The sequence below is a fragment of the Terrihabitans soli genome, from assembly GCF_014191545.1.
GTDB lineage: Bacteria > Pseudomonadota > Alphaproteobacteria > Rhizobiales > Methylopilaceae > Flaviflagellibacter > Flaviflagellibacter soli.
The window spans coordinates 429699-450730 of the sequence record NZ_AP023361.1; the positions used below are offsets into that span (position 1 = coordinate 429699).

21 protein-coding genes are annotated in these 21032 nt (G+C 63.5%); 18 read left to right on the plus strand and 3 right to left on the minus strand.

The features are described 5' to 3' along the window. Positions 1 to 91: 91 nt before the first annotated feature. From IZ6_RS02240 to IZ6_RS02255, 4 genes are all read left to right on the plus strand, one after another. The gene (locus tag IZ6_RS02240; protein ID WP_222876402.1) at positions 92 to 232 is read left to right on the plus strand and encodes a histidine kinase; all 141 of its coding nucleotides are present in this window, start codon (positions 92 to 94) and stop codon (positions 230 to 232) included. 8 nt (positions 233 to 240) lie between these two features. Further along, positions 241 to 1170 carry a site-specific tyrosine recombinase XerD gene (locus tag IZ6_RS02245; RefSeq protein WP_222876403.1) on the plus strand — a complete coding sequence of 310 codons (930 nt, stop codon included), beginning with the start codon at positions 241 to 243 and terminating at the stop codon, positions 1168 to 1170. Positions 1171 to 1265: 95 nt separating this feature from the next. After that, positions 1266 to 2222 (plus strand): acetyl-CoA carboxylase carboxyltransferase subunit alpha, encoded by a 957-nt coding sequence (locus IZ6_RS02250; protein ID WP_222876404.1) that lies wholly within the window; start codon positions 1266 to 1268, stop codon positions 2220 to 2222. A 127-nt stretch (positions 2223 to 2349) separates the two neighbouring features. Beyond that, complete coding sequence (locus tag IZ6_RS02255; RefSeq protein ID WP_222876405.1) at positions 2350 to 3858, plus strand: L,D-transpeptidase family protein; 1509 nt, start codon at positions 2350 to 2352, stop codon at positions 3856 to 3858. Between the two features lie 69 nt (positions 3859 to 3927). Here IZ6_RS02255 and secA read toward each other — a convergent pair whose 3' ends face one another. Continuing rightward, positions 3928 to 6723: a preprotein translocase subunit SecA gene (gene secA / locus IZ6_RS02260; RefSeq protein WP_222876406.1), complete on the minus strand. Its 2796-nt coding sequence runs from the start codon at positions 6721 to 6723 to the stop codon at positions 3928 to 3930. Between the two features lie 264 nt (positions 6724 to 6987). Here secA and IZ6_RS02265 point away from each other — a divergent pair, with 264 nt between their 5' ends. The 4 genes from IZ6_RS02265 (at position 6988) to IZ6_RS02280 (ending at position 9792) form a co-directional block, all read left to right on the plus strand. Beyond that, positions 6988 to 7863 (plus strand): peptidylprolyl isomerase, encoded by an 876-nt coding sequence (locus IZ6_RS02265; RefSeq protein ID WP_222876407.1) that lies wholly within the window; start codon positions 6988 to 6990, stop codon positions 7861 to 7863. A gap of 10 nt (positions 7864 to 7873) precedes the next feature. Beyond that, the gene (gene argJ, locus IZ6_RS02270) at positions 7874 to 9106 is read left to right on the plus strand and encodes a bifunctional glutamate N-acetyltransferase/amino-acid acetyltransferase ArgJ (RefSeq protein ID WP_222876408.1); all 1233 of its coding nucleotides are present in this window, start codon (positions 7874 to 7876) and stop codon (positions 9104 to 9106) included. 61 nt (positions 9107 to 9167) lie between these two features. Continuing rightward, complete coding sequence (locus tag IZ6_RS02275) at positions 9168 to 9590, plus strand: (deoxy)nucleoside triphosphate pyrophosphohydrolase (protein WP_222876409.1); 423 nt, start codon at positions 9168 to 9170, stop codon at positions 9588 to 9590. Between the two features lie 25 nt (positions 9591 to 9615). Beyond that, positions 9616 to 9792 carry a Flp family type IVb pilin gene (locus IZ6_RS02280; RefSeq protein WP_222877515.1) on the plus strand — a complete coding sequence of 59 codons (177 nt, stop codon included), beginning with the start codon at positions 9616 to 9618 and terminating at the stop codon, positions 9790 to 9792. Positions 9793 to 9797: 5 nt separating this feature from the next. On the opposite strand, the gene IZ6_RS02285 is transcribed toward IZ6_RS02280, so the two are convergent. Continuing rightward, positions 9798 to 10688 (minus strand): methyltransferase domain-containing protein, encoded by an 891-nt coding sequence (locus tag IZ6_RS02285; RefSeq protein WP_222876410.1) that lies wholly within the window; start codon positions 10686 to 10688, stop codon positions 9798 to 9800. 175 nt (positions 10689 to 10863) lie between these two features. Between IZ6_RS02285 and IZ6_RS02290 the strand changes: the two genes are divergently transcribed. The 6 genes from IZ6_RS02290 to IZ6_RS02315 are packed head-to-tail and all read left to right on the plus strand — an operon-like array spanning position 10864 to position 14409. Continuing rightward, positions 10864 to 11127, plus strand: a complete 264-nt coding sequence (locus IZ6_RS02290; RefSeq protein WP_225873975.1) for a potassium channel family protein — start codon at positions 10864 to 10866, stop codon at positions 11125 to 11127. Next, positions 11124 to 11882 carry a ComF family protein gene (locus tag IZ6_RS02295; RefSeq protein WP_225873976.1) on the plus strand — a complete coding sequence of 253 codons (759 nt, stop codon included), beginning with the start codon at positions 11124 to 11126 and terminating at the stop codon, positions 11880 to 11882. The genes IZ6_RS02290 and IZ6_RS02295 overlap by 4 nt, the downstream gene beginning before the upstream one ends. Positions 11883 to 11897: 15 nt before the next feature. Continuing rightward, the gene (gene grxC / locus IZ6_RS02300; protein WP_222876412.1) at positions 11898 to 12152 is read left to right on the plus strand and encodes a glutaredoxin 3; all 255 of its coding nucleotides are present in this window, start codon (positions 11898 to 11900) and stop codon (positions 12150 to 12152) included. Beyond that, positions 12149 to 13018 (plus strand): carbon-nitrogen hydrolase family protein, encoded by an 870-nt coding sequence (locus IZ6_RS02305; RefSeq protein ID WP_222876413.1) that lies wholly within the window; start codon positions 12149 to 12151, stop codon positions 13016 to 13018. Before grxC ends, IZ6_RS02305 begins: the two co-directional genes overlap by 4 nt. Beyond that, entirely contained in the window at positions 13015 to 13455 is a 441-nt protein-coding gene (locus IZ6_RS02310) for a DUF1178 family protein (protein WP_222876414.1), read from the plus strand. Before IZ6_RS02305 ends, IZ6_RS02310 begins: the two co-directional genes overlap by 4 nt. Continuing rightward, a complete protein-coding gene (locus IZ6_RS02315; protein WP_222876415.1) occupies positions 13456 to 14409 on the plus strand; it encodes an alpha/beta hydrolase in 954 nt (317 codons plus the stop codon). Here the strand turns inward: IZ6_RS02315 and ubiG are convergent. After that, positions 14385 to 15113: a bifunctional 2-polyprenyl-6-hydroxyphenol methylase/3-demethylubiquinol 3-O-methyltransferase UbiG gene (gene ubiG, locus IZ6_RS02320; RefSeq protein WP_225873977.1), complete on the minus strand. Its 729-nt coding sequence runs from the start codon at positions 15111 to 15113 to the stop codon at positions 14385 to 14387. The two genes, IZ6_RS02315 and ubiG, sit on opposite strands and share 25 nt — an antisense overlap. A gap of 128 nt (positions 15114 to 15241) precedes the next feature. Here ubiG and IZ6_RS02325 point away from each other — a divergent pair, with 128 nt between their 5' ends. The 4 genes from IZ6_RS02325 (at position 15242) to prmC (ending at position 20751) form a co-directional block, all read left to right on the plus strand. Further along, positions 15242 to 16492 (plus strand): aspartate kinase, encoded by a 1251-nt coding sequence (locus tag IZ6_RS02325; protein ID WP_222876417.1) that lies wholly within the window; start codon positions 15242 to 15244, stop codon positions 16490 to 16492. An 82-nt stretch (positions 16493 to 16574) separates the two neighbouring features. Next, positions 16575 to 18830, plus strand: coding sequence for a phosphoenolpyruvate--protein phosphotransferase (gene ptsP / locus IZ6_RS02330; protein ID WP_222876418.1), 2256 nt, complete (start codon positions 16575 to 16577; stop codon positions 18828 to 18830). Then, complete coding sequence (prfA, locus tag IZ6_RS02335) at positions 18830 to 19909, plus strand: peptide chain release factor 1 (protein WP_222876419.1); 1080 nt, start codon at positions 18830 to 18832, stop codon at positions 19907 to 19909. The genes ptsP and prfA overlap by 1 nt, the downstream gene beginning before the upstream one ends. Next, complete coding sequence (gene prmC, locus IZ6_RS02340) at positions 19906 to 20751, plus strand: peptide chain release factor N(5)-glutamine methyltransferase (protein ID WP_222876420.1); 846 nt, start codon at positions 19906 to 19908, stop codon at positions 20749 to 20751. The genes prfA and prmC overlap by 4 nt, the downstream gene beginning before the upstream one ends. The last annotated feature ends 281 nt before the right edge of the window (positions 20752 to 21032 follow it).

The window sequence follows — 21032 nt, forward strand, 5'->3', positions numbered from 1 at the left end:
TTCCACCAAAGCCCGTCTTGCCGCAAGGGCGTTGCCTTCGCGGCCGGGGCGTGATTCCTGTAAACGGTGAATCCTTAAGGCCCCGGTTCTCATGCCGAGTACATTCCGCCTCCTGCGCAATCTGGCCGTTCTGGCTGCCCTGGTCTTTGCCGGGGTGTGGGCGCTGGCGACCTTTGTCGAGCCGACGCCGCGCGAAATGTCGGTCATCGTGCCGATCGACGTGGAGAAATGACCCCCGGAATGGCGACGGAACGTCATATCGAGAGCTTTCTCGAAATGCTGTCGGCGGAACGGGGTGCCGCCAAAAATACGCTCGAGGCCTATCGGCGCGATCTCGACGATTATGCCGGCTTTCTCGACGGCCGCGGCCGGGACGCCGATACCGCCGATGCCGACGACATAAGGGCCTGGCTGAGCGATCTTTCAAAGCGCGGCTTTGCCGCCTCGTCCGCGGCACGGCGGCTGTCGGCGGTCAAGCAGATGCACCGCTTTCTCTATTCCGAGGGCGTGCGCAGCGAAGATCCGGGCGCCTCGCTGAACGGGCCCAAACGCGGTCGCCCTCTGCCGAAAGTCCTGACCATCAAGGAAGTCGACACGCTTCTCGCTGCCGCCGCCGAAGGCACGGGCGATGAGAGCCGGCCGCCGATCGAGCGTCTCCGAGCCGCGCGCATGACGGCGCTGCTCGAAATCCTCTACGCCACGGGCCTTCGCGTCTCCGAACTCGTCACGCTGCCGCGCTCCTCGGCGCGGCCGGGCATCCAGGTTCTGTCGATCAAGGGCAAAGGCGGTCGCGAGCGCCTTGTGCCGCTGACAGATGTCGCCCGGCGCGCCACCGCTGCCTATCTCGACCTGCTCGAGGGGCGCAATGGCAGGCCGAGCCCGCATCTTTTCCCGGCCTTGTCGGAAAGCGGCCATCTGACCCGCCAGGCCTTCGCCCGCGACCTCAAAGAGGTCGCCATCCGGGCCGGGCTCGACCCCACACGGGTCTCTCCGCATGTCCTGAGGCACGCTTTCGCCAGCCATCTTTTGCAGAACGGGGCGGATCTGCGCTCGGTCCAGCAGCTTCTCGGCCATGCCGATGTCGCCACCACCCAGATCTACACCCATGTTCTGGATGAAAGGCTGGCCGGAATGGTGCGCGATCTCCATCCCCTGGGGGATTCGGAGTAAGCTTGACTTAACGTCCCCCTGACATCAGTTTCCCGGCGCCCAGCGGCCGATGTCCGCGATAGAGGGGTCAGGGCCCCCCACAGCATCCCCCGGACATGCGCAGCTATCTCGATTTCGAAAAACATATTGCGGAGCTCGAGGCGAAGATCGACGAGCTTCGGACCGTTGCATCGGGCGGCCAGGTCGACGTCGAGGCTGAGATCGCGCGTCTGCAGAAGCTGGTCGAGGAAGCCCTCAACGAGCTCTATGCGAAGCTGACGCCCTGGCAGAAAACGCAGGTCGCGCGCCACCCGCTGCGCCCGCATTTCACCGATTACACCCAGTCCCTCTTCACCGATTTCACCGAGCTCGCCGGCGACCGCAAATTCGGCGACGACGCGGCGATTGTCGGCGGTTTCGCCCGGTTCCGCGGCGAGAGCGTCATGGTTCTGGGCCATGAGCGTGGTTCGGACACCGAGAGCCGCCTGAAACACAATTTCGGCATGGCCCGGCCCGAAGGCTACCGCAAGGCGGTGCGCCTGATGGAAATGGCCGACCGGTTCGGCATTCCGATCGTCAGCCTTGTCGACACCGCCGGCGCCTATCCCGGCATCGATGCGGAAGAGCGCGGCCAGGCGGAAGCCATCGCCCGGTCGACGGAAGCCTGCCTCAATCTCGGCGTGCCCAATGTGGCGGTGATCATCGGCGAGGGCGGCTCGGGCGGCGCTATCGCCATCGCCACAGCCAACAGCGTCCAGATGCTGGAGCACTCGGTCTACAGCGTCATCTCGCCGGAAGGCGCCGCCTCGATCCTGTGGCGCGATTCGGCCCGGGCCCAGGATGCGGCGGCGAATCTGAAAATCACTGCCGGGGATCTCCTCAAGCTCGGTGTGATCGACAGCATCATTCCGGAGCCCATCGGCGGCGCCCAGCGTCACCCGGATCAGATGATCGCCTCAGTGGGAGAAGCGGTCGCCGACGCCCTCGACGGGTTGAAGGGGCTCGACCGCGATACGGTCCGCCGCAAACGGCGGGAAAAATTCCTCGCCATCGGCCGCCATATCCCCGCCTAAGTTTTTGGTTCTAAACCATTAACTTGCACGCGATCGCGTTAAGATTGCGGTAACTTTCTAGTAAGGCTAAACCGTTTTAGTCGAGGGTGGCCGGCCGAGAAGGCCGGCAGACGGATTCCGGGGACCCATGACGAGCCGCTTTTCCTCTTCGCTTCTGATTGTCGGTGCCGCGGCGCTGATCCTCGGCGGCTGCCAGGGAACCGAGACCGCCGGCAAGTACAAGCATATCGAGCCGATCCCGGACAAAACGCTCGCCCTTATGAAAGATAAGGGCATGAGCCGGCGCGATCCGATCCTGATCCGCATCTACAAGGAAACGAGCGAGCTCGAACTCTGGAAGAAGAAGGCGGACGGCCGTTACGGCCTGCTCAAGACCTACGAGATCTGCCGCTTCTCCGGAACGCTCGGCCCGAAAAAGGTCGAAGGCGACGGCCAGTCGCCGGAGGGCTTCTATCAGGTCACGCCAGGCCAGATGAATCCGAACTCGCAATATTATCTGTCGTTCAATCTCGGCTTCCCGAACGCGTATGACCGCAGCCTCGGCCGCACCGGCGCGCACCTGATGGTGCATGGCGACTGCCTGTCCAAGGGCTGCTACGCGATGACCGACAAACAGATCGGCGAGCTTTATTCGATCGCCCGCGAAGCGCTTAATGCCGGCCAGCCGGCCTTCCAGGTTCAGGCTCTCCCGTTCCGCATGACCGCCGAGAACATGGCGCGCCGGCGCGACGACAAGAATTTCGAGTTCTGGGAAAATCTCAAGGAGGGCGCCGACCACTTCGAGGAGACCAAGCTCGAACCGAAGGTCAATGTCTGCGGCCATAAATACGTCTTCGACGCGACGCCGAAAAATGGCGGCACCTTCGATCCGAATGCGGCCTGCCCGGAATTCGAGGTCGATCCACGCATCGCCATGGCGGTCGGCGGCAAGGAGCGTCAGGATAAGACCGAGTTCGACAAACTCGTCTCCGGCGGCCTGCAGACCGCGGAGGCCTATGCGCCGCAGAACGGCCGCGAGCGCCGTTCGCTGAGCGATCCGATCCGCCGTCCGCAGCCTGTCGTGATGATCGCCGAAGCGCCAAAGCCCCAGCAGGCCTTCGCGCTCGCTATGGTCGACAGCAATGCCGGTTCTGGCGTGCCGATGCCGGTGCCGTCGCCCTACAAGACCACCGCTGCCGTGAAGTCCGAAAAGCCCGGCATGTTCTCCTGGCTGCGCGAGAAGCCGGCCAATGAGAAGACGGGCTCGACGCCGTCGGCCACGACGCCTTCAGCGAAGAGCGCGGCGAGCACGGTCGCGATGGCCGAGCGCAATCGCACGCCGCCGCCGAGCCAGCCGATCGCAGCCTCGCTCGCGCCGGTGCCGAAAGAAAAGCCCTTCTACAAGCGCCTCTGGGGCTTTGGCGGGAAGGATGAAGCTCCGGCGGAAGCCGCAGCGCCGCCGCAGCCCGCGTCCGCGCCGAAGGCCGCTGCTGCTCCCGCGCCTGCACCGCGTCCGGCTTCTGCGCCAAAGCCTCAGGCTTCCGTGCCGCAGTCCAAGCCCGCTCCGGCGGAAAGCGCCGCGCCTCCGCCGACGCGCACCGACGCCGCATTCGGCGCCTTCGGTCCGCCGCCCGTGCAGTCCGGCGGCTTCCAGTAATCCCGTCTCACCCGCAATAAAAAACGGCCGCTCACGCGGCCGTCTTTTTATTTGTAAGTGCTACGTTCTTCAGAACTTGCCGTGGCAGTGCTTGAACTTTTTGCCCGATCCGCACGGGCAGTTCGCATTGCGCGGCACCCGGCCCCAGGTCGAGGGATCTTTCGGATCGACGCCGGCCGGAAGCTGCGAGGCTTCGACCTCGAAATCGTCTTCGCCGGTGAACGGATCTTCGTGATGCGGCCGCATCTCGGGAAGTTCCGGCGGCGCCTGTTCCTGCTGCACGAGTTCGACATGCGCGAGCTGACCCGTCACCCCTTTGCGCAGACGGCCGAGCAGCATCTGGAAGAGCTCGAAGGCTTCGGTCTTGTACTCGTTCAGGGGATCGCGCTGACCGTAACCACGCAGGCCGATGACCTGACGAAGATGATCGAGCGTCGACAAATGTTCGCGCCACAGACCGTCAAGCGTCTGCAGGACGAGCGCCTTTTCGATATGGCGCATGACGTCCGGTCCGAAGCGCGCGGCCTTTGACGCCATCGCGCTGTCGCTCGCATTCTTGATGCGCTCGCGGATTTCCTCGTCGGCGATGCCTTCTTCCTTCGCCCATTCCTGAACCGGAAGATTGAGACCGAGCGTTTCCTGAACGTCGGTGGCAAGACCTGCTGCATCCCACTGTTCGGCATAGGCGTTCGGCGGGATGTGCGCCGAGACCATGTCGTCGATCACGCCATGGCGCATATCGACGACCGTCTCAGCAAGATCGCCTTCCTCAAGCAGCTCGAGGCGCTGCTCGAAGATGACCTTGCGCTGGTCGTTCATCACGTTGTCGAATTTCAGAAGGTTCTTGCGGATGTCGAAGTTGCGCGCCTCGACCTTCTTCTGCGAACGCTCCACCGCCTTGTTGATCCAGGGGTGGATGATCGCTTCGCCTTCCTTCAGGCCGAGCTTCTGCAGCATTCCGTCCATGCGGTCGGAGCCGAAGATGCGCATTAGATCGTCCTGTATGGACAGGAAGAACTTCGAGCGGCCGGGATCGCCCTGACGGCCGGAACGGCCGCGCAGCTGGTTGTCGATGCGGCGGCTTTCATGGCGTTCGGTGCCGATGATGTAGAGCCCGCCCGGGCGCTCTATCGTCTTGCCGTTCTCGAACTCGATGGTCTCGCCGGAGGAGAGCACCGCTTCGCGGAACTTGGCGATTTCGGCCTTGATGTCGGCTTCCTTGTCGTCGCGACGAGAGCCTTCGAGATTTGCGGTCTCCTGCGCAACACGCATGTCGACATTGCCGCCGAGTTTGATGTCGGTGCCGCGGCCGGCCATGTTGGTGGCGATCGTGATCGCGCCCGGAACGCCGGCTTCGGCTACGATAAAGGCTTCCTGTTCATGGAAGCGGGCGTTCAGCACCGCGAACTGGCGGCTCGGTTTGCCCGAACGCGCCGAGGCGTAGAGTTTCTCAGCGGCGGCCGGATCGTTGAAATCGATCTGTTTGAAGCCGGCTTCTTTCAGAAGATCGGCGAGAAGTTCGGATTTCTCGATTGAGGCGGTGCCGACGAGAACCGGCTGCAGGCGATCATGCGCACGTTCGATCTCGGCAATGACGGCTTTGTATTTTTCCGGCGCCGTCCGATAGACCTCGTCGTCTTCGTCCTGACGGGCGACGGGGAGGTTTGTCGGGATCTCGATGACGTCGAGATTGTAGATGTCGAGGAATTCGTCGGCTTCGGTGAGCGCGGTGCCGGTCATGCCCGCGAGCTTGCCGTACATGCGGAAATAGTTCTGGAAGGTGATCGAGGCGAGCGTCTGGTTCTCGGGCTGGATCTGGACGTGTTCCTTGGCCTCGAGCGCCTGATGCAGGCCTTCCGAATAGCGGCGGCCCGGCATCATGCGGCCGGTGAACTCGTCGATGATGACAATCTCGCCATTGTGGACGATGTAGTCCTTGTCGCGCGTGAACATTTTGTGCGCGCGCAGAGCCTGCTGGACATGGTGGACGACCGAGACGTTCTCGACGTCGTAGAGGCTTTCGCCCTTCAGAAGTCCGGCCTGCTTCAGAAGCTCCTCGAGGAATTCGTTGCCGGCTTCCGTCAGCGCGACGGTGCGCTGCTTCTCGTCAAGTTCGAAATGCTCAGGCGCGAGCTTCGGAATGAACGTGTCGAGCGTGATGTAAAGCTCGGAGCGGTCTTCGAGCGGGCCGGAAATAATAAGCGGCGTGCGCGCTTCGTCGACGAGGATCGAGTCGACTTCGTCGACGATCGCAAAGTTATGCCCGCGCTGCACCATCTGCGCGAGGTCGTATTTCATATTGTCGCGCAGATAATCGAAGCCGAGTTCGTTGTTCGTCGCGTAGGTGACGTCGCAGGCATAGGCCGCGCGGCGCTCATCGTCGTCGAGGCCGTGGACGATGATGCCGGTCGACAGGCCGAGAAAGCTGTAGAGGCGGCCCATCCATTCGGCGTCGCGGCGGGCGAGGTAGTCGTTGACGGTGACGACATGCACGCCCTTGCCGGCCAGTGCATTCAGATAGACGGGCAAAGTGGCGACGAGGGTTTTGCCTTCGCCGGTTTTCATTTCGGCAATGCCGCGCTCGTGCAGCACCATGCCGCCGAGGAGCTGCACGTCGAAGGGACGCATGCCCAGAACGCGTTTGGCCGCCTCGCGGACGGTCGCGAAGGCCGGCACCAGAAGGTCATCGAGATCGGCGCCGTCCGCGAGCTGTTGGCGGAACGCCGCGGTGCGGGCGCGCAACTGATCGTCGCTGAGGGCTGAAAGCTCAGCCTCGAGCGCGTTGACCTGCGCCACTTTGGGCTGATGGCTCTTCAGACGGCGGTCGTTGGAAGAGCCGAAGAAACGGGAAAGTGCGCCAAGCATCAAAGCCTCGTGAATGTCGCTTGCCTAAGCGCGAAAAGGGTTACGCCCTAGGGCGTCTGGGACCGCAAGGCCGGCGGCCGCCGTTTCGGGCGGTTCCGTGCGGGTTTAGGGAGGACGCGGGCGGTTAATCCCTGAAAAACATGACCGTTCCTAGACGGATGGGGGGAGAATTATGAACGCGTCTGAGGGTTGTCAATGTGACCCGTTTTAGGCCAGTGTCCGCCCGCTCGCGGCCCAAGAGCCGCCTGAGAGGAATTAACCCCGATGATCCGTGAACTTCTCGGCCGTCCCGGCCGCTCCGCCCTCATTCTCGCTCTGGCCCTTAGTGCCTCGGCGGCCCTGGCGCAGACCCCCCCGGCGACGGCTCCGGCCGACCCGAATGCGGTGGTGGCGACGGTCAATGGCGAGAAGCTGACCGAGCGCGAAGTCCAGCTGGCTCTGCAGGAACTGCCCCAGAATTCCGGCTCGCCGGAAGAGCAGCGTGAGGAAATCATCGGCTTTCTGATCAACGCCAAGCTCGTCGCCAAGGCGGCCCGCGACGCCAAGATGGACCAGGGCGCCGATTACGACATCAAGCTCGAGTTCGGCCGCCAGCGTGTCCTGATGCAGACCTATCTCGAAAAAGCCGCCAAAGAAGGCGTGACCGAGGAAGCCGTCAAAAAGGTCTTCGACGATACGATCAAGGAAATGAAGCCGGAAGAGGAAATCCGCGCCCGTCATATCCTCGTCGAGACCGAGGAAGAGGCCAAGAAGGTCGCCGACCGCATCAAGGCCGGCGAAGATTTCGCCGCCATCGCCAAGGAAGTGTCGAAGGATCCGGGTTCGGGCGCCGAGGGCGGCGATCTCGGTTATTTCGCCAAGGGCAATATGGTGCCCGAATTCGGCGAAGCCGCCGAAAAGCTCGAGGTCGGCAAAGTCTCCGATCCGGTGAAGTCCCAGTATGGCTGGCACATCATCAAGGTCGAGGATAAGCGCACCAAGCCGCTGCCGAAATTCGAGGACGTGCGCGCCCAGATCGAGGAATATGTGTCGCGCCGCGCCCAGCAGGAAGCGGTGAAGAAGCTTCTCGACGCCGCCAAGATCGAGCGCGTCGGCGCGCCGGTCAAAAAGCTCGAAGAAACTCCGGCTCCGGCGAAGTAAGAGGCGCCTTATGGCAGGCAAGCTTTCGCCGCTGGCGCCGAAAAGCTTTCCGGCGCTGCCGGCGCTTGCCGGCGTCACCATCGCAACGGCGGAAGCCGGTATCCGCTATAAAGGCCGCACCGACGTCCTTCTGATGCTGTTTGCGCCGGGGACCAGCGTCGCCGGCGTGTTCACCCGCTCCCGCTGTCCGTCGGCGCCGGTCGATTGGTGCCGCGCCGTTCTGCCCGCCGGCAAAGCGCGCGCCCTCGTCGTCAATTCCGGCAACGCCAACGCCTTCACCGGCAAGAAAGGCCGCGCCGCGACGAAACTGACGGCCGAGCTTGCGGCCAAGGCGATCGGTTGCGCCGAAAACGAAATCTTCCTCGCTTCCACCGGCGTTATCGGCGAGCCGCTCGATGCGGAAAAATTCCGCGGCGTTCTCGACAGACTGGCGAAGGGAACCACCGGCAATGCGTGGGAGAAAGCCGCCCGCGCCATCATGACGACCGACACGTTCCCGAAGGGTGCGTCGGCGCATCTTGATCTCGACGGCACGCAGATTTCGATTTCCGGCATCGCCAAGGGCGCCGGCATGATCGCGCCGGATATGGCGACCATGCTGAGCTTCCTTGCGACCGATGCGCCGGTATCGCCCCCCGTGCTGCAAAGCCTGTTGTCGGAAGCGGTGCAGACGACCTTCAACTGCGTCACCGTCGATGGCGATACCTCGACCTCGGATACGCTCCTTGCCTTTGCGACGGGCGCTGCCGGCGGCAAGGAAATCTCCGATCCGAAAGATCCGCGCGCTTATGCGCTCGGCGCTGCGTTCAAACAGGTCTTGGGCGATCTCGCCCAGCAGGTTGCCCGCGATGGCGAGGGCGCAACGAAATTCATCACCGTTGATGTCGAAGGCGCCGAAAGCGATGAATCGGCGCGGCGCATCGCGCTGTCGATTGCGAATTCGCCTCTGGTCAAAACGGCGATCGCCGGCGAAGACGCCAATTGGGGCCGCGTCGTCATGGCCGTCGGCAAAGCCGGCGAGCCTGCGGACCGCGATAAACTGTCCATACATTTTGGCGGCATCCGCGTCGCCGCAGACGGCGAGCGCGATCCGACTTACGATGAAGCGAAAACCTCGGCCTATATGAAGAGCCAGGATATCGGCGTGCGCGTCGAGATCGGGCTCGGGTCCGGCAAAGCGCGCGTTTGGACGTGCGATCTGACATCGGATTATATCTCTATTAACGCAGATTACCGGTCGTAATAATTCGATAAAATACCCCCGACTTTCTGCAATCGCTGAATGCCGTCTTTAAGATTTTAGCATGATACTCGCGAAATCTGAGGTGAAGCCGCTCTTGCTTGTTGCGGCCTGCGCTCTGGTCGATGCCGACGGACGGGTCCTCTTGGCCCAGCGTCCCGAAGGCAAGCCGATGGCAGGTCTCTGGGAATTCCCGGGAGGCAAGGTGGAGGCAGGCGAGACCCCGGAAGAAACTTTAATCAGGGAGCTCGCTGAGGAACTGGGAATAGAAGTTAAGGCGGCCTGTTTGGCGCCCTTAACGTTCGCAAGTCACGGCTACGACCACATGCACCTTCTGATGCCGCTTTACATATGCCGGCGCTGGGAGGGAATGGTGAAGCCGCTGGAGGGCCAGACGCTGGCCTGGGTCGAACCTAAACGGCTCAGGACCTACCCGATGCCCGCCGCTGACGAGCCTCTGATCCCGGCTCTGATCGACCTCCTCTAAAGCTTGGGGGCAGAAAATGGCCAATATGATTCAGCTCGTGAAGACCTTCGCCAAGGATGAAAGCGGCGCGACCGCCATCGAATACGGCCTCATCGCCGCGATGATTTCCGTGGCCGTTATCGGCGCTGTCAGCTTTGTCGGCGATGAACTCGGCAACGTGTTCAACTCGGTCGGCGAGACGCTCGAAGGCTCGATCAAGTAATTTGATCAGGTCGAACTTCTGGGCGGCTTCACGCCGCTTGGAATTTCCACCGTACCGAGGGCGTCGGCGAGACGTGCTTTCGCCGAGCCCGGCCGCAGCGGCTTCTGCTGGCTTTCATGCGGCGCCCATCCCGACATCCATACAATTTCGACCGTCGCTCTGATCCGTCCATCCGGATCGGAGAAATGCGCGCGGTAGATCTCGTCGAGCTTTGCCAGCGTTTGGCGGCGCAGCGGCGTTTTTGCGCGCGCCAGCATCGGGTTTGTCGCGCCGAGCGATCTTAGGTCGCGGAACAGCCCGTAAATATCCTTGTAGCGGATCGTCAGCCGCTCTGAATCCACCACCGGCAAAGCAAACCCCGCGCGCTGAAGAAGCGCCCCGAGATCGCGCACATCGGCAAACGGAATGACGCGCGGACTTAAGCCGCCGAGCGTTTCGCTTTCCGCTTCGGCAAAAGCCCGGCGCAGTTCGTTGAGCGTCTCGCCGCCGGCAACAGCCGCCATGAAAAGCCCGTCCGGCCTCAGCGCGCGGCGGATTTGGACGAGAAGCCCCGGCAGATCTTCGGCCCAGTGCAGCGCCAGCGCCGAGACGACGAGATCGAGCGATGCCGGCGCAAACGGCAAAGCCTCACCCTGCACCGTAATGTCCGCGCCGGGCTCGTCGCCGGCGCGCTTCAGGCTGCCGATACGATCGACGCTTTTCAGCGCATCGCGGATATCGGTGCCGCGGCTGAACAGATCGACAGCATTCGGAAAATCGCGCAGCACAGGCGCAAGGCGCTCCGCCATTTCCTCGGCGATGCGCGGCATCAGAAATTCGTCGCTGAGCCCCAAATTGCGCGCCCGCTCCAGCCGGGAGCGGCGCAGGGCGGTGTCGAAAAGGCGGGGCGCGGACATGGCCGGGATATGAGCCCGCGGCGCGCGCCGGTCAAATCCTGTCTTGCTTCCCTTTTCTGGAAGGGCTTCGCTAGAGCCGATTGAGGAGGGGCTTATGGCAAAGAAATTCGTGCCGAAGTTCAAGCAAGCCAGACGCCTCTATAGCGGCCTGTATCGGGCACTCAAGGAGCCAGCAGTGAGAACGGCCCTCTCGCTTGTCGCGGCGCTGATCCTGATCGCATCCATCTTCTACTGGATCGTCGAAGGCTGGTCGCTGCTCGATTCCGTCTATTTCTCGGTCGTGACGATTGCGACCGTCGGCTACGGCGATTTCGTGCCGAAGACGGCGCCGGGCAAGATTTTCACCATGGTCTATATCTTCTGCGGCCTCGGCATCTTCGTTTCGGCGGCAACGGTTCTCGCCCAGGCGATCACGCATGAGGGGGCGGACCGCCGGTGAGTTTCGCGCAGGCGATATCGGGTCTGCCGGGCGGCCTCCGGCGCGCCGTACGCGCCGTTCTCGATATCGCTCTGCCGCCGCTCTGCCTCGGCTGCGCCAAGCCCGTCGGCACGGCCGCCACTTTGTGCCCCGCCTGTTGGCAGGGGATGGATTTTATCGCCCGGCCTTATTGCGAGCGTCTCGGCACCCCGTTCCAGGCCGATCTCGGCCCCGGCATCCTGTCGCTGAAAGCTATTTCCGATCCGCCGTCTTTCGGCCGGGCGCGGGCTGCCGCGCGCTATGACGGGGCGGCGCGGCTTCTCGTCCACCGGCTGAAATATTCCGACCGGCTCGATCTCGGCGCCGCCATGGGAAGCTGGATGGTGCGCGCCGGGCACGAGGTTCTGGACGGAGCGGAGGTTCTCGTGCCGATCCCGCTTCATAAAGTCCGGTTCTGGGGACGGCGCTTCAATCAGGCCGGCGAGCTTGCCAAGGCGATCTCGCGGGAAACCGGCCTTCCGGTCGCGCATGAGGCGCTCAGGCGCGTGAAGGCGACGAAGAGCCAGGTCGGGCTTTCGGCAGCCGAGCGCGCCCGCAACCTCACGGGCGCGTTCCGCCCGGGACAGGCGAATACAGTGCGGGGCCGCCGCGTCGTTCTGATCGACGATGTGATGACCACGGGCTCAACCCTCAACAGTGCCGCCAATGCCTTGCGGCGGGCCGGGGTCGCGGAGGTGGATGCCCTGGTCTTCGCGCTTGTCGCCGAGCGCGTCTGACAGCATATCTGTCTCATGCCAGTCACGATCTACACCAAGCCCATGTGCCCCTATTGCCATGCGGCCCTCGAACTCCTCGACAGCAAGGGCGTCGACTATCAGGAGATCGACATTGCCGGGAAACCGGAACTGCGTGCGCAGATGATCCAGCGCTCGGGCGGACGCATGACCGTGCCGCAAATTTTCGCCGGCGACCGCCATCTCGGCGGATGCGATGACATCTATGCGCTCGATGCGCGGGGCGAACTCGATCCGGTGCTGAACGGATGAGCGAGACGAGCTTTATCGCGGGCCTTGTGCAATTGCGGTCTGGACAGACCGTGGCGGCAAATATCGACGAGACGTCGAAGCTGATCCGTGAAGCCGCCGGGAAGGGCGCACATTATGTGCAGACGCCCGAGATGACCTCGCTTCTCGTCCGTGATCGCGAACGGCTGATGAATCTCGTCACCGATGAGGAGCATGATGCGGCGCTGATCGCTTTCCGCGCGCTCGCGAAGGAACTCGGCATCTATCTTCACATCGGCTCGCTCGCGGTGCGTTTTGCCGATGAGCGCGAACGCGTCGCCAATCGCGGCTTTCTCATTCAGCCCGACGGTGATATCGCCGCGCGCTACGACAAGATCCACATGTTCGATGTCGATCTCGACAAGGGCGAGAGCTGGCGCGAATCGCGTACCTACCAGCCGGGCGAAGTCGCCATCACCACCGATCTCCCCTGGGGCCGGCTCGGCATGACGATCTGCTACGATCTGCGCTTCTCGGCGCTTTATCGCGCCCTCGCCGAAGGCGGTGCTTCATTTCTTGCCGTTCCTGCCGCCTTCACCCAGCAGACGGGCGAAGCGCACTGGCATGTGCTGCTGCGCGCCCGCGCGATTGAAACGGGAAGTTTCGTGTTTGCGGCGGCGCAGGCCGGCAAGCACGAAGACGGCCGCGAAACCTTCGGGCATAGTTTGATCGTCGATCCCTGGGGCAAAGTGCTCGCGGAAGCCGGCACCGAGACGGGCGTTGTGACCGCCAGGATCGAACCGCATCTGTCGGCGGAGGCGCGCAAGCGTATTCCCGTTCTTCAGAACGGGCGGCGGTTCGCGATCGCGGCCTCCGAACCCGTGCATCTGCATGAGGTCGGCAAATGATTCGCTATGCACTCTCCTGCGCCACGGGCCATGGCTTCGATGTCTGGTTCCGCTCGGGCGATGATTACGACGCCCAGGCCAAGCGCGGGCTATTGTCCTGTCCGGTCTGCGGTTCGCAAAAGGTCGAGAAGGCGCTGATGTCGCCTGCGGTCGCAACGCATGAAGCAGATGGCGCGCAGGGCGCTTCCACGGAAGCTGTCATTCTCAGCGAGAAGGAAACGGAACTGCGCGAGATGATCCGCAAAGTGCGCGATGAGGTGACGAAACACGCCGAGAATGTCGGCCCGCGTTTTGCCGAAGTCGCCCGCCAGATGCATGATGGCGAGATCGAGCGCTCATCGGTCTATGGTGTTGCGTCCGCCGATGAGGTGCGCTCCCTGAGCGAAGACGGCGTTGAGTTCCATCCGCTTCCGACGCTTCCCGAAGAAGGCAATTGATTGATCGCGCCTCCGGTCTTCACGGACGAGGATATGGCCGAGCTGCGCCGCATGAATGCGCGCCTCGCCTTTGCGCCGCGCGTGCGCATGAAGACGTGGGCAAGCCGCCGCATCTCGCATCTCGTCGTGCTCCTGCTCGAAACCTTTTATTCGAAAGGCGTCGGCAAGACGGGCGTCACGGTCGAAACGCGCTCGATCATCGCGCTCGGCAAGCGCATCTCGATCCGGATCTTGCGGCCACCGGGAAAATTGCGCGGCGTTCATCTCGATATTCATGGCGGCGGATGGTGCGCCGGCAATGCCAAAATGAACGATCAGCCGAACGCGGCTTTGGCCGCTGCGTGCCAGGTCGCGGTGGTCAGCGTCGAATACGGCCGCGCGCCGGAATGCTCGATCCATGAACTGATCGATCAGTGCGAGGCCGTCGCCGTGTGGCTCTCCGAAAACGTCGCGCGCGAATTCAAAGCCGATCGCATGACCATCGGCGGCGACAGCGCGGGCGCGCATCTTGCAGCCTGCGTGCTTCTGCGCCGTCCACGCCGGTTCCGCGCAGCCTTGCTCTGGTATGGCGTCTACGATCTTGCGGGCAGCAAGGGCTTGCGAGAAGCGCCGCGCAACGCGCTCGTCTTCCATGCGCCGACCATGCTGGCCTGCCTGCGTCTGCTGACGCCGCATATGAGCGATGAAGAGCGGCGCGCGGGCGATATCTCGCCGCTCTTTGCCGATCTCAAGGGCATGCCGCCGGCGCTTCTGATTTCCGGAATGAAGGATCCGCTGCACACCGAAAGCGTCCAGCTCTATGCGAAATGGCGCGCCGCAGGGGCGGATACGCGGCTGCTCGAAGTGCCGGAGGCGGGGCACGCCTTCAACAGATTGCACATCGAGCTTTCGCGCAAGACGGAAGGCTACGCCCATGCCTGGCTGTCGAACTATTTTTCGGCGGTGAGCCAGTAATTACAGCCGCTGTCGCGGCCGAGCCGCCAGCGATCCCGGAGCGGATCGAAGATCATTCCGGTGACATCTGTGGCCTCAACCCCCGCCGAGGCGCACCAGGAGGTGAGCTCGTCGGGCGTCACGAATTTCTGCCAGTCATGCGTGCCCGCCGGAATCCAGCGCAGCACATATTCGGCGCCGACAATGGCGAGCGCAAAACTCTTGACCGTGCGGTTCAGCGTCGAAAACAGAACAAGCCCGCCCGGCCGTGCAAGGCCGGATATGGTTTTGACGAAGGAGGCGGGGTCGTCGACATGTTCGATGACTTCGGAGGCGATCACGGCGTCGAATGTCCTTCCCTCGGCCAGAAGCTCTTCGGCGGAGGCCGCCCGGTAATTGATGTCGAGCCCCGCCTCTTCGGCATGGGACTTGGCGACCGCGATGCTCTCGGCCGCGGGTTCGATGCCGGTCACCGACGCGCCGAGCCGGGCGAGCGGTTCGGATAGAATGCCGCCGCCGCAGCCCACATCGAGGATATTGAGGCCTTTGAGGCTTTTCAGGCTGGACGGGTCGCGGGCAAAGCGCTCGGCCAGCCGGTCGCGGACATATTCCACCCGGACCGGGGTGAGCTTGTGAAGGGGGGCATAGGGGCCTTTGGGGCTCCACCATTCATCCGCGAGAGCGGCGAACCGGGCGACCTCTTCCTGATTAACCGAACTCGCCACAACTCTCCTCCCGGCGGCTCGTGGGGATTTGCCCTCCGCCACCGCCGCCGTTATGTATACGCGCCTTTTTCAGGGCGCCACCCGCTTGGGTAGGCGTAGAACCCCAATCCGAACCTGCCGGACCCTTAATGGCCCGCATTGTTATGAAGTTCGGCGGCACGTCGGTCGCCACTATCGAGCGCATCCAGAACGTCGCGCGCCATGTGAAGCGCGAGGTCGATGCTGGCCATGAGGTGGCCGTCGTCGTCTCGGCCATGGCGGGCGTGACCAATCAGCTCGTCGCCTGGTGCAAAGAGGCGATGGCCGACTATGACCGCCGCGAATATGACGCCGTCGTCGCTTCGGGCGAGCAGGTGACCTCGGGTCTCCTTGCCATTGCCCTGCACAATCTCGGCCTCAAGGCGCGCTCCTATCAGGGCTGGCAGATTCCGCTGAAGACCGACGAGACCCATGGCTCGGCGCGCATCGCCGATCTCGGCGGCAGCACCATTGTCGAGGGCTTCAAGAACGGGACTGTCGCCTGCATCGCCGGCTTCCAGGGTGTCTCTCCCGACGGCTCGATCGCAACACTCGGCCGCGGCGGCTCCGATACGTCGGCGGTGGCGGTCGCGGCCGGCATCAAGGCCGACCGCTGCGACATCTATACGGATGTTGACGGCGTCTACACGACCGATCCCCGCATCGTGCCGCAGGCGCGCCGGCTGGACCGTGTCGCCTTCGAGGAAATGCTTGAAATGGCCTCGCTCGGGGCCAAAGTGCTGCAGGTCCGCTCGGTCGAGCTGGCCATGGTGCACAATGTGCGGGTGTTCGTGCGCTCGAGCTTCGATGCGCCGGATGCGCCCCAGATCGGCGTGGGCAATCTGCCGCCCGGAACCCTCATCTGCAACGAGGAAGAGATCGTGGAACAGCAGGTCGTCACCGGCATCGCCTATTCGAAGGACGAAGCCCAGGTCACTTTGCGCGGGGTTCAGGACAAGCCGGGCGTTGCCGCCGGCGTCTTCGGCCCGCTCGCTTCGGGCAATATCAATGTCGACATGATCGTCCAGAACATCTCGGACGACGGCACGACCGACCTCACCTTCACCGTCCCGGTCGCCGATTACGAGCGGGCTATGGCGGCCCTTCAGAAGAACAAGAAGGAAATCGGCTACGCCAAGCTCGACGGCGCGACCGATGTCGTGAAGGTTTCGGTGGTCGGTATCGGAATGCGCTCGCATGCCGGCGTTGCCGCCAAAGCCTTTGCCGCGCTTGCGGAAAAGGGCATCAATATCCGCGTCATAGCCACTTCCGAGATCAAGATCTCGGTTCTGATCGATGCGGCCTATACCGAACTTGCCGTTCGTACGCTGCACTCGATATACGGGCTGGATCAGGCCTAGCGCCCGGCGGCTAGAATCGGTTCATCTTCAAGGCGTAGACACATCCTCGGGGCAAGGTCCCCGGTTACGGAGTATTCGGCCCATGCGAGGTGCTTTCGGCGGCCCACGCGTGCTCTTGCGCCGCCTCCGCGAGGTCATGGCGGAGCCGGTCACCGCGCAGGACAAGCTCGACAGAATCGTGGTGCTCATCGCGGCGAATATGGTCGCCGAGGTGTGCTCGACCTATGTGCTGCGCGTCGACGGCGAGCTTGAGCTCTACGCGACCGAGGGTCTGAACCCGCAGGCCGTTCACCAGACGACGCTCGGCCGCGGCGAGGGTCTTGTCGGCCTTGTCGCCAGCGCGGCCGAACCCCTGAACATTTCCGACGCCCAGAACCATCCGGCCTTCAGCTACAAGCCGGAAACGGGCGAAGAGATTTACCACTCCTTCCTCGGCGTGCCGATTCTCAGAGCCGGCAATACGCTCGGCGTGCTCGTCGTCCAGAACAAGGCGCACCGCACCTACAGCGAAGAGGAAGTCGAGGCGCTGCAGACCACCGCCATGGTGCTGGCGGAAATGATCGCCTCGGGCGAACTCACCTCGATCGCGCGCCCCGGCGCCGAGCCCGCGGTGACGCGCCCGCTTCACGCAACGGGCGTGCCGCTCGCCGAAGGCATCGCGCTTGGTTACGCGGTGCTGCACGAGCCGCGCACGCTCGCCACCGAAAATCTCATCGCCGAAGACGTAACGAAAGAAGTCGCGCGCCTCGATGAATCGGTCGACAAACTGCGCGTGCAGCTCGACGAGCTCCTCAGCCAGGACGGCGTCGCACCGGCGGGCGAGCATCGCGACGTGCTCGAGGCCTTCCGCATGTTCGCGCATGATCGCGGCTGGGTGCGCCGCATGCGCGAAGCGGTGCTGCAGGGCCTTACGGCGGAAGCTGCCGTCGAGCGCGTGCAGTCGGACACGCGCGCCCGCATGCTGCGCGCGACCGATCCCTATATCCGCGAGCGTCTGCACGATCTGGATGATCTCGCCAATCGTCTGTTGCGCATTCTCACCGGCCGCGAGCACGGCCCGGTCGCGGAAATGCCGGACAATGCCATTCTCGTTGCGCGCTCGATGGCGCCGGCAGCATTGCTCGACTACGACCGCACAAAACTACGCGGCCTCATCATCGAGGAAGCGGGCCCGACCTCGCATGTGACGATTATCGCCCGCGCGCTCGGCATTGCGTCCGTCGCGCAGATCCAGAACATCGTGTCGATGGTCGAAGCCGGCGATGCTCTGATCGTCGACGGCGGCACCGGCGATGTGCATGTGCGCCCGCCCGTCGATGTGCAGAAAAGCTATGCCGACAAGGTGAAGCTGCGCGCCCGCCGTCAGGCGCAGTATCAGAAGCTGCGCGACAAGCCGGCGATCACCAAAGACGGCACGACGATCAGTCTCATGCTGAACGGCGGTCTTCTCGTCGATCTTCCTTATGTCGAAGAGACCGGCGCGTCGGGCATCGGCCTGTTCCGCACCGAATTGCAGTTCATGGTGTCGCCCACTCTGCCGCGCGCCGGCGAGCAGGAGGAGCTTTATAGATCCGTGCTCGATGCGGCGGGCGACAAGCCCGTCATTTTCCGCACGCTCGATATCGGCGGCGACAAGGTGCTGCCCTATCTGCGCACCGTCGAAGAAGAAAACCCGGCGCTCGGCTGGCGCGCCATCCGTTTCGGTCTCGACCGTCCGGGTCTTTTGCGCTCGCAGGTACGTGCGCTGGCGCGCGCCGCCGCGGGCCGCACATTGCGCGTGATGTTCCCGATGATCGCCGCGGTGAACGAGATCGAGGAAGCGCGCACCATTGTCGAGCGCGAGCTTACTCACCTTCGTAAATGGGGCCATCAGCTGCCTGAGCGTATGATGCTCGGCGCGATGCTCGAAGTGCCTTCGCTGCTCTTCGAGCTTGACGAGCTTCTGAAGCATGTCGACTTCATCTCGATCGGCTCGAACGATCTCATCCAGTTCATGTATGCCGCCGATCGCGGCAATTCGCGCGTCGCCGACCGCTTCGATCCGATTTCGCCGGCGATGATGCGGGCGTTCAAACTGATCATCGACAGTGCCAACAAAGCCGGGAAACCTGCGACGGTGTGCGGCGAGCTTGCGGCGCGGCCGGCGGGGGCGCTCGCGCTCATTGGCCTCGGCTTCCGTCATCTTTCGGTGTCGCCGGTCTCGATCGGTCCGCTGAAGGCAATGATCCGCGACATCAACATCAAGGATGCGGAAGCGGCGGTGATGAGGATTGTCGAAGGCGATGAAAGCGGCCGCGATACGCTGACGCAGATCGCCGAATCCATAAAACTCTCCTGATGCTGCCGACGGAAAAACTCGACGCTCTTGTGCGGCGCTTCGATGCCATAGATGCCGAACTCGCGCATGGCAATCCGGACGGGCAGACGCTGGTGAAGCTGACGCGCGAGCGTTCCGATCTCGCCGACCTCGTTGAAGTGGTGCGCGAGTGGAAAGCGCTCACGGCGGAAGTCGCGAGCCTGAAAGCCATGTCGGAAGACAGCGCCAATGACGGCGAGATGCGCGACCTCGCCCGTGCCGAATACAACGACAAGGCCACAGCGCTCGAAGAACTCGAACAGCGCCTGCGGCTGCTGCTTTTGCCCAAGGATGCTGCCGACGAGCGCGGCGTCATTCTCGAAGTGCGCGCCGGAACCGGCGGCGATGAGGCGGCGATTTTCGCCGGCGATCTGTTCCGCATGTATTCGCGCTATGCGGATCTGCAGGGCTGGAAGGTCGAGGTTCTGTCGGCGAGCGAAGGCACGGCCGGCGGCTATCGCGAAATCATCGCCAGCATTGAAGGGCGCGGCGTCTATGCGCGGCTGAAATTCGAGTCCGGCGCGCACCGTGTGCAGCGCGTGCCCGATACCGAAACACAGGGGCGCATCCACACCTCTGCCGCGACGGTCGCCGTTCTGCCGGAAGCCGAAGAGGTCGATGTCGAAATCCGCGACGCCGATCTCCGCATCGACGTCTATCGCGCCCAGGGCGCCGGCGGCCAGCACGTCAACAAGACGGAATCGGCGGTGCGCATCACCCACATTCCGACCAACACCGTCGTCGCCGTGCAGGACGAGCGCTCGCAGCACAAGAACAAGGCGCGGGCCATGGCCATGCTGCGCGCCAAGATCTTCGATGCGCAGCGCACCGCCCTCGATCAGGCCCGGGCGGCCGACCGCAAAGGCCAGGTCGGCTCGGGGGATCGATCCGAGCGCATCCGGACCTATAACTTTCCGCAGGGGCGCGTGACCGATCACCGGATCGGCCTGACGCTCTATAATCTCCCCGAGATCGTCGAAGGCTCGGGGCTTGGCGAGGTGGTTGGGGCCCTCGTCGCCGAACATCAGGCGCGGCTGCTGGCCGCCGAGGCGGAGGAATGAAGACCCGCAACGAGCTTCTCAGCCAGTCGGTCGAGCGGCTTCGCATGGCAAAGCTCGATACGCCCGAGCTCGATGCACGGGTTCTCGTCAAATACGCTTTGAAGCTTAGCGATGCCGAACTGATCGGCGGTTCGGACCTCAATGTCTCGCCGGATTGTGCGAGCGGCCTCGAAAACATGATCTGCCGCCGGGTGCGCGGCGAGCCTGTGGCCCGAATCATCGGCCGCAAAGAGTTCTGGGGCTTAAGCTTTGAGCTCGGCCTCGACACCCTGGTCCCGCGGCCGGAAACAGAGACTTTGATCGAGGCGGCTCTCGCGGCATTCGGTCGCGGAACGCCCCGGAAAGTCCTCGATCTCGGCACCGGGACGGGCTGTCTCCTCCTCGGGCTCCTCAGCGAATACCCCGAAGCGTCCGGCCTTGGGGTCGATATTGCCCCCAAAGCGGTCGAGGTGGCCGCCGCCAATGGCAGGCGCCTGGGCTTTGACGGCAGGGCCGAATTTCGCGTCTCGGACTGGGATGAGGGGGTCGAGGGGCAGTTCGACCTGATCCTGTCCAATCCCCCCTACATTCTCAGGGAAGACATTGAAAAGCTTGCCCCGGAAGTCCGCCTCCATGACCCGATAAAGGCCCTGGACGGGGGCCCGGACGGGCTTTCGGCCTACCGGGCGCTGGCAGCGGCCGCTGCCCGGCGTCTTGCCCCGCAGGGGCTCCTGATCGCCGAGCTGGGGGCCGGCCAGGAGGCCGATGTTGCGGGGGTCATGGCCAAGGCCGGCCTCAAGGTGGATGGTCCCGCCCGCCCAGATTTAGCCGGAATTCCACGAGCCCTTGTTGTGAGGCGCTGAAATTCCCACTTGGAAAGGTAGGCTCGCCGGGGTAGTTTCCCGGGCAATAGAGAACCGCCAAGCGAGCCGAGAACAAGGGTTACCGCCGGCGCTTTCCGACCAGGAAATGACCAGGTCACGGTTCTGAGACACACGTCGCACATCGTTGAACGCCGAGGGCCTGGGGGCCCGGCAAAAGATGAGCGGCTTCAGTTCGCAAGGGGCCAGCGGACTAAAAAACTTTGAGCAAGCAATACCAGGCGATCAGATGCGGTCGCACTTCGGCAGCCAAAGGCTGCGAA

Bases quoted from the DNA above. Each gene is read 5' to 3' on its own strand.
- IZ6_RS02240 (WP_222876402.1), top strand. From the start codon at position 92: ATGCCGAGTACATTCCGCCTCCTGCGCAATCTGGCCGTTCTGGCTGCC.
- IZ6_RS02245 (WP_222876403.1), top strand. From the start codon at position 241: ATGGCGACGGAACGTCATATCGAGAGCTTTCTCGAAATGCTGTCGGCG.
- IZ6_RS02250 (WP_222876404.1), top strand. From the start codon at position 1,266: ATGCGCAGCTATCTCGATTTCGAAAAACATATTGCGGAGCTCGAGGCG.
- IZ6_RS02255 (WP_222876405.1), top strand. From the start codon at position 2,350: ATGACGAGCCGCTTTTCCTCTTCGCTTCTGATTGTCGGTGCCGCGGCG.
- secA (WP_222876406.1), bottom strand. From the start codon at position 6,723: ATGCTTGGCGCACTTTCCCGTTTCTTCGGCTCTTCCAACGACCGCCGT.
- IZ6_RS02265 (WP_222876407.1), top strand. From the start codon at position 6,988: ATGATCCGTGAACTTCTCGGCCGTCCCGGCCGCTCCGCCCTCATTCTC.
- argJ (WP_222876408.1), top strand. From the start codon at position 7,874: ATGGCAGGCAAGCTTTCGCCGCTGGCGCCGAAAAGCTTTCCGGCGCTG.
- IZ6_RS02275 (WP_222876409.1), top strand. From the start codon at position 9,168: ATGATACTCGCGAAATCTGAGGTGAAGCCGCTCTTGCTTGTTGCGGCC.
- IZ6_RS02280 (WP_222877515.1), top strand. From the start codon at position 9,616: ATGATTCAGCTCGTGAAGACCTTCGCCAAGGATGAAAGCGGCGCGACC.
- IZ6_RS02285 (WP_222876410.1), bottom strand. From the start codon at position 10,688: ATGTCCGCGCCCCGCCTTTTCGACACCGCCCTGCGCCGCTCCCGGCTG.
- grxC (WP_222876412.1), top strand. From the start codon at position 11,898: ATGCCAGTCACGATCTACACCAAGCCCATGTGCCCCTATTGCCATGCG.
- IZ6_RS02305 (WP_222876413.1), top strand. From the start codon at position 12,149: ATGAGCGAGACGAGCTTTATCGCGGGCCTTGTGCAATTGCGGTCTGGA.
- IZ6_RS02310 (WP_222876414.1), top strand. From the start codon at position 13,015: ATGATTCGCTATGCACTCTCCTGCGCCACGGGCCATGGCTTCGATGTC.
- IZ6_RS02325 (WP_222876417.1), top strand. From the start codon at position 15,242: ATGGCCCGCATTGTTATGAAGTTCGGCGGCACGTCGGTCGCCACTATC.
- ptsP (WP_222876418.1), top strand. From the start codon at position 16,575: ATGCGAGGTGCTTTCGGCGGCCCACGCGTGCTCTTGCGCCGCCTCCGC.
- prfA (WP_222876419.1), top strand. From the start codon at position 18,830: ATGCTGCCGACGGAAAAACTCGACGCTCTTGTGCGGCGCTTCGATGCC.
- prmC (WP_222876420.1), top strand. From the start codon at position 19,906: ATGAAGACCCGCAACGAGCTTCTCAGCCAGTCGGTCGAGCGGCTTCGC.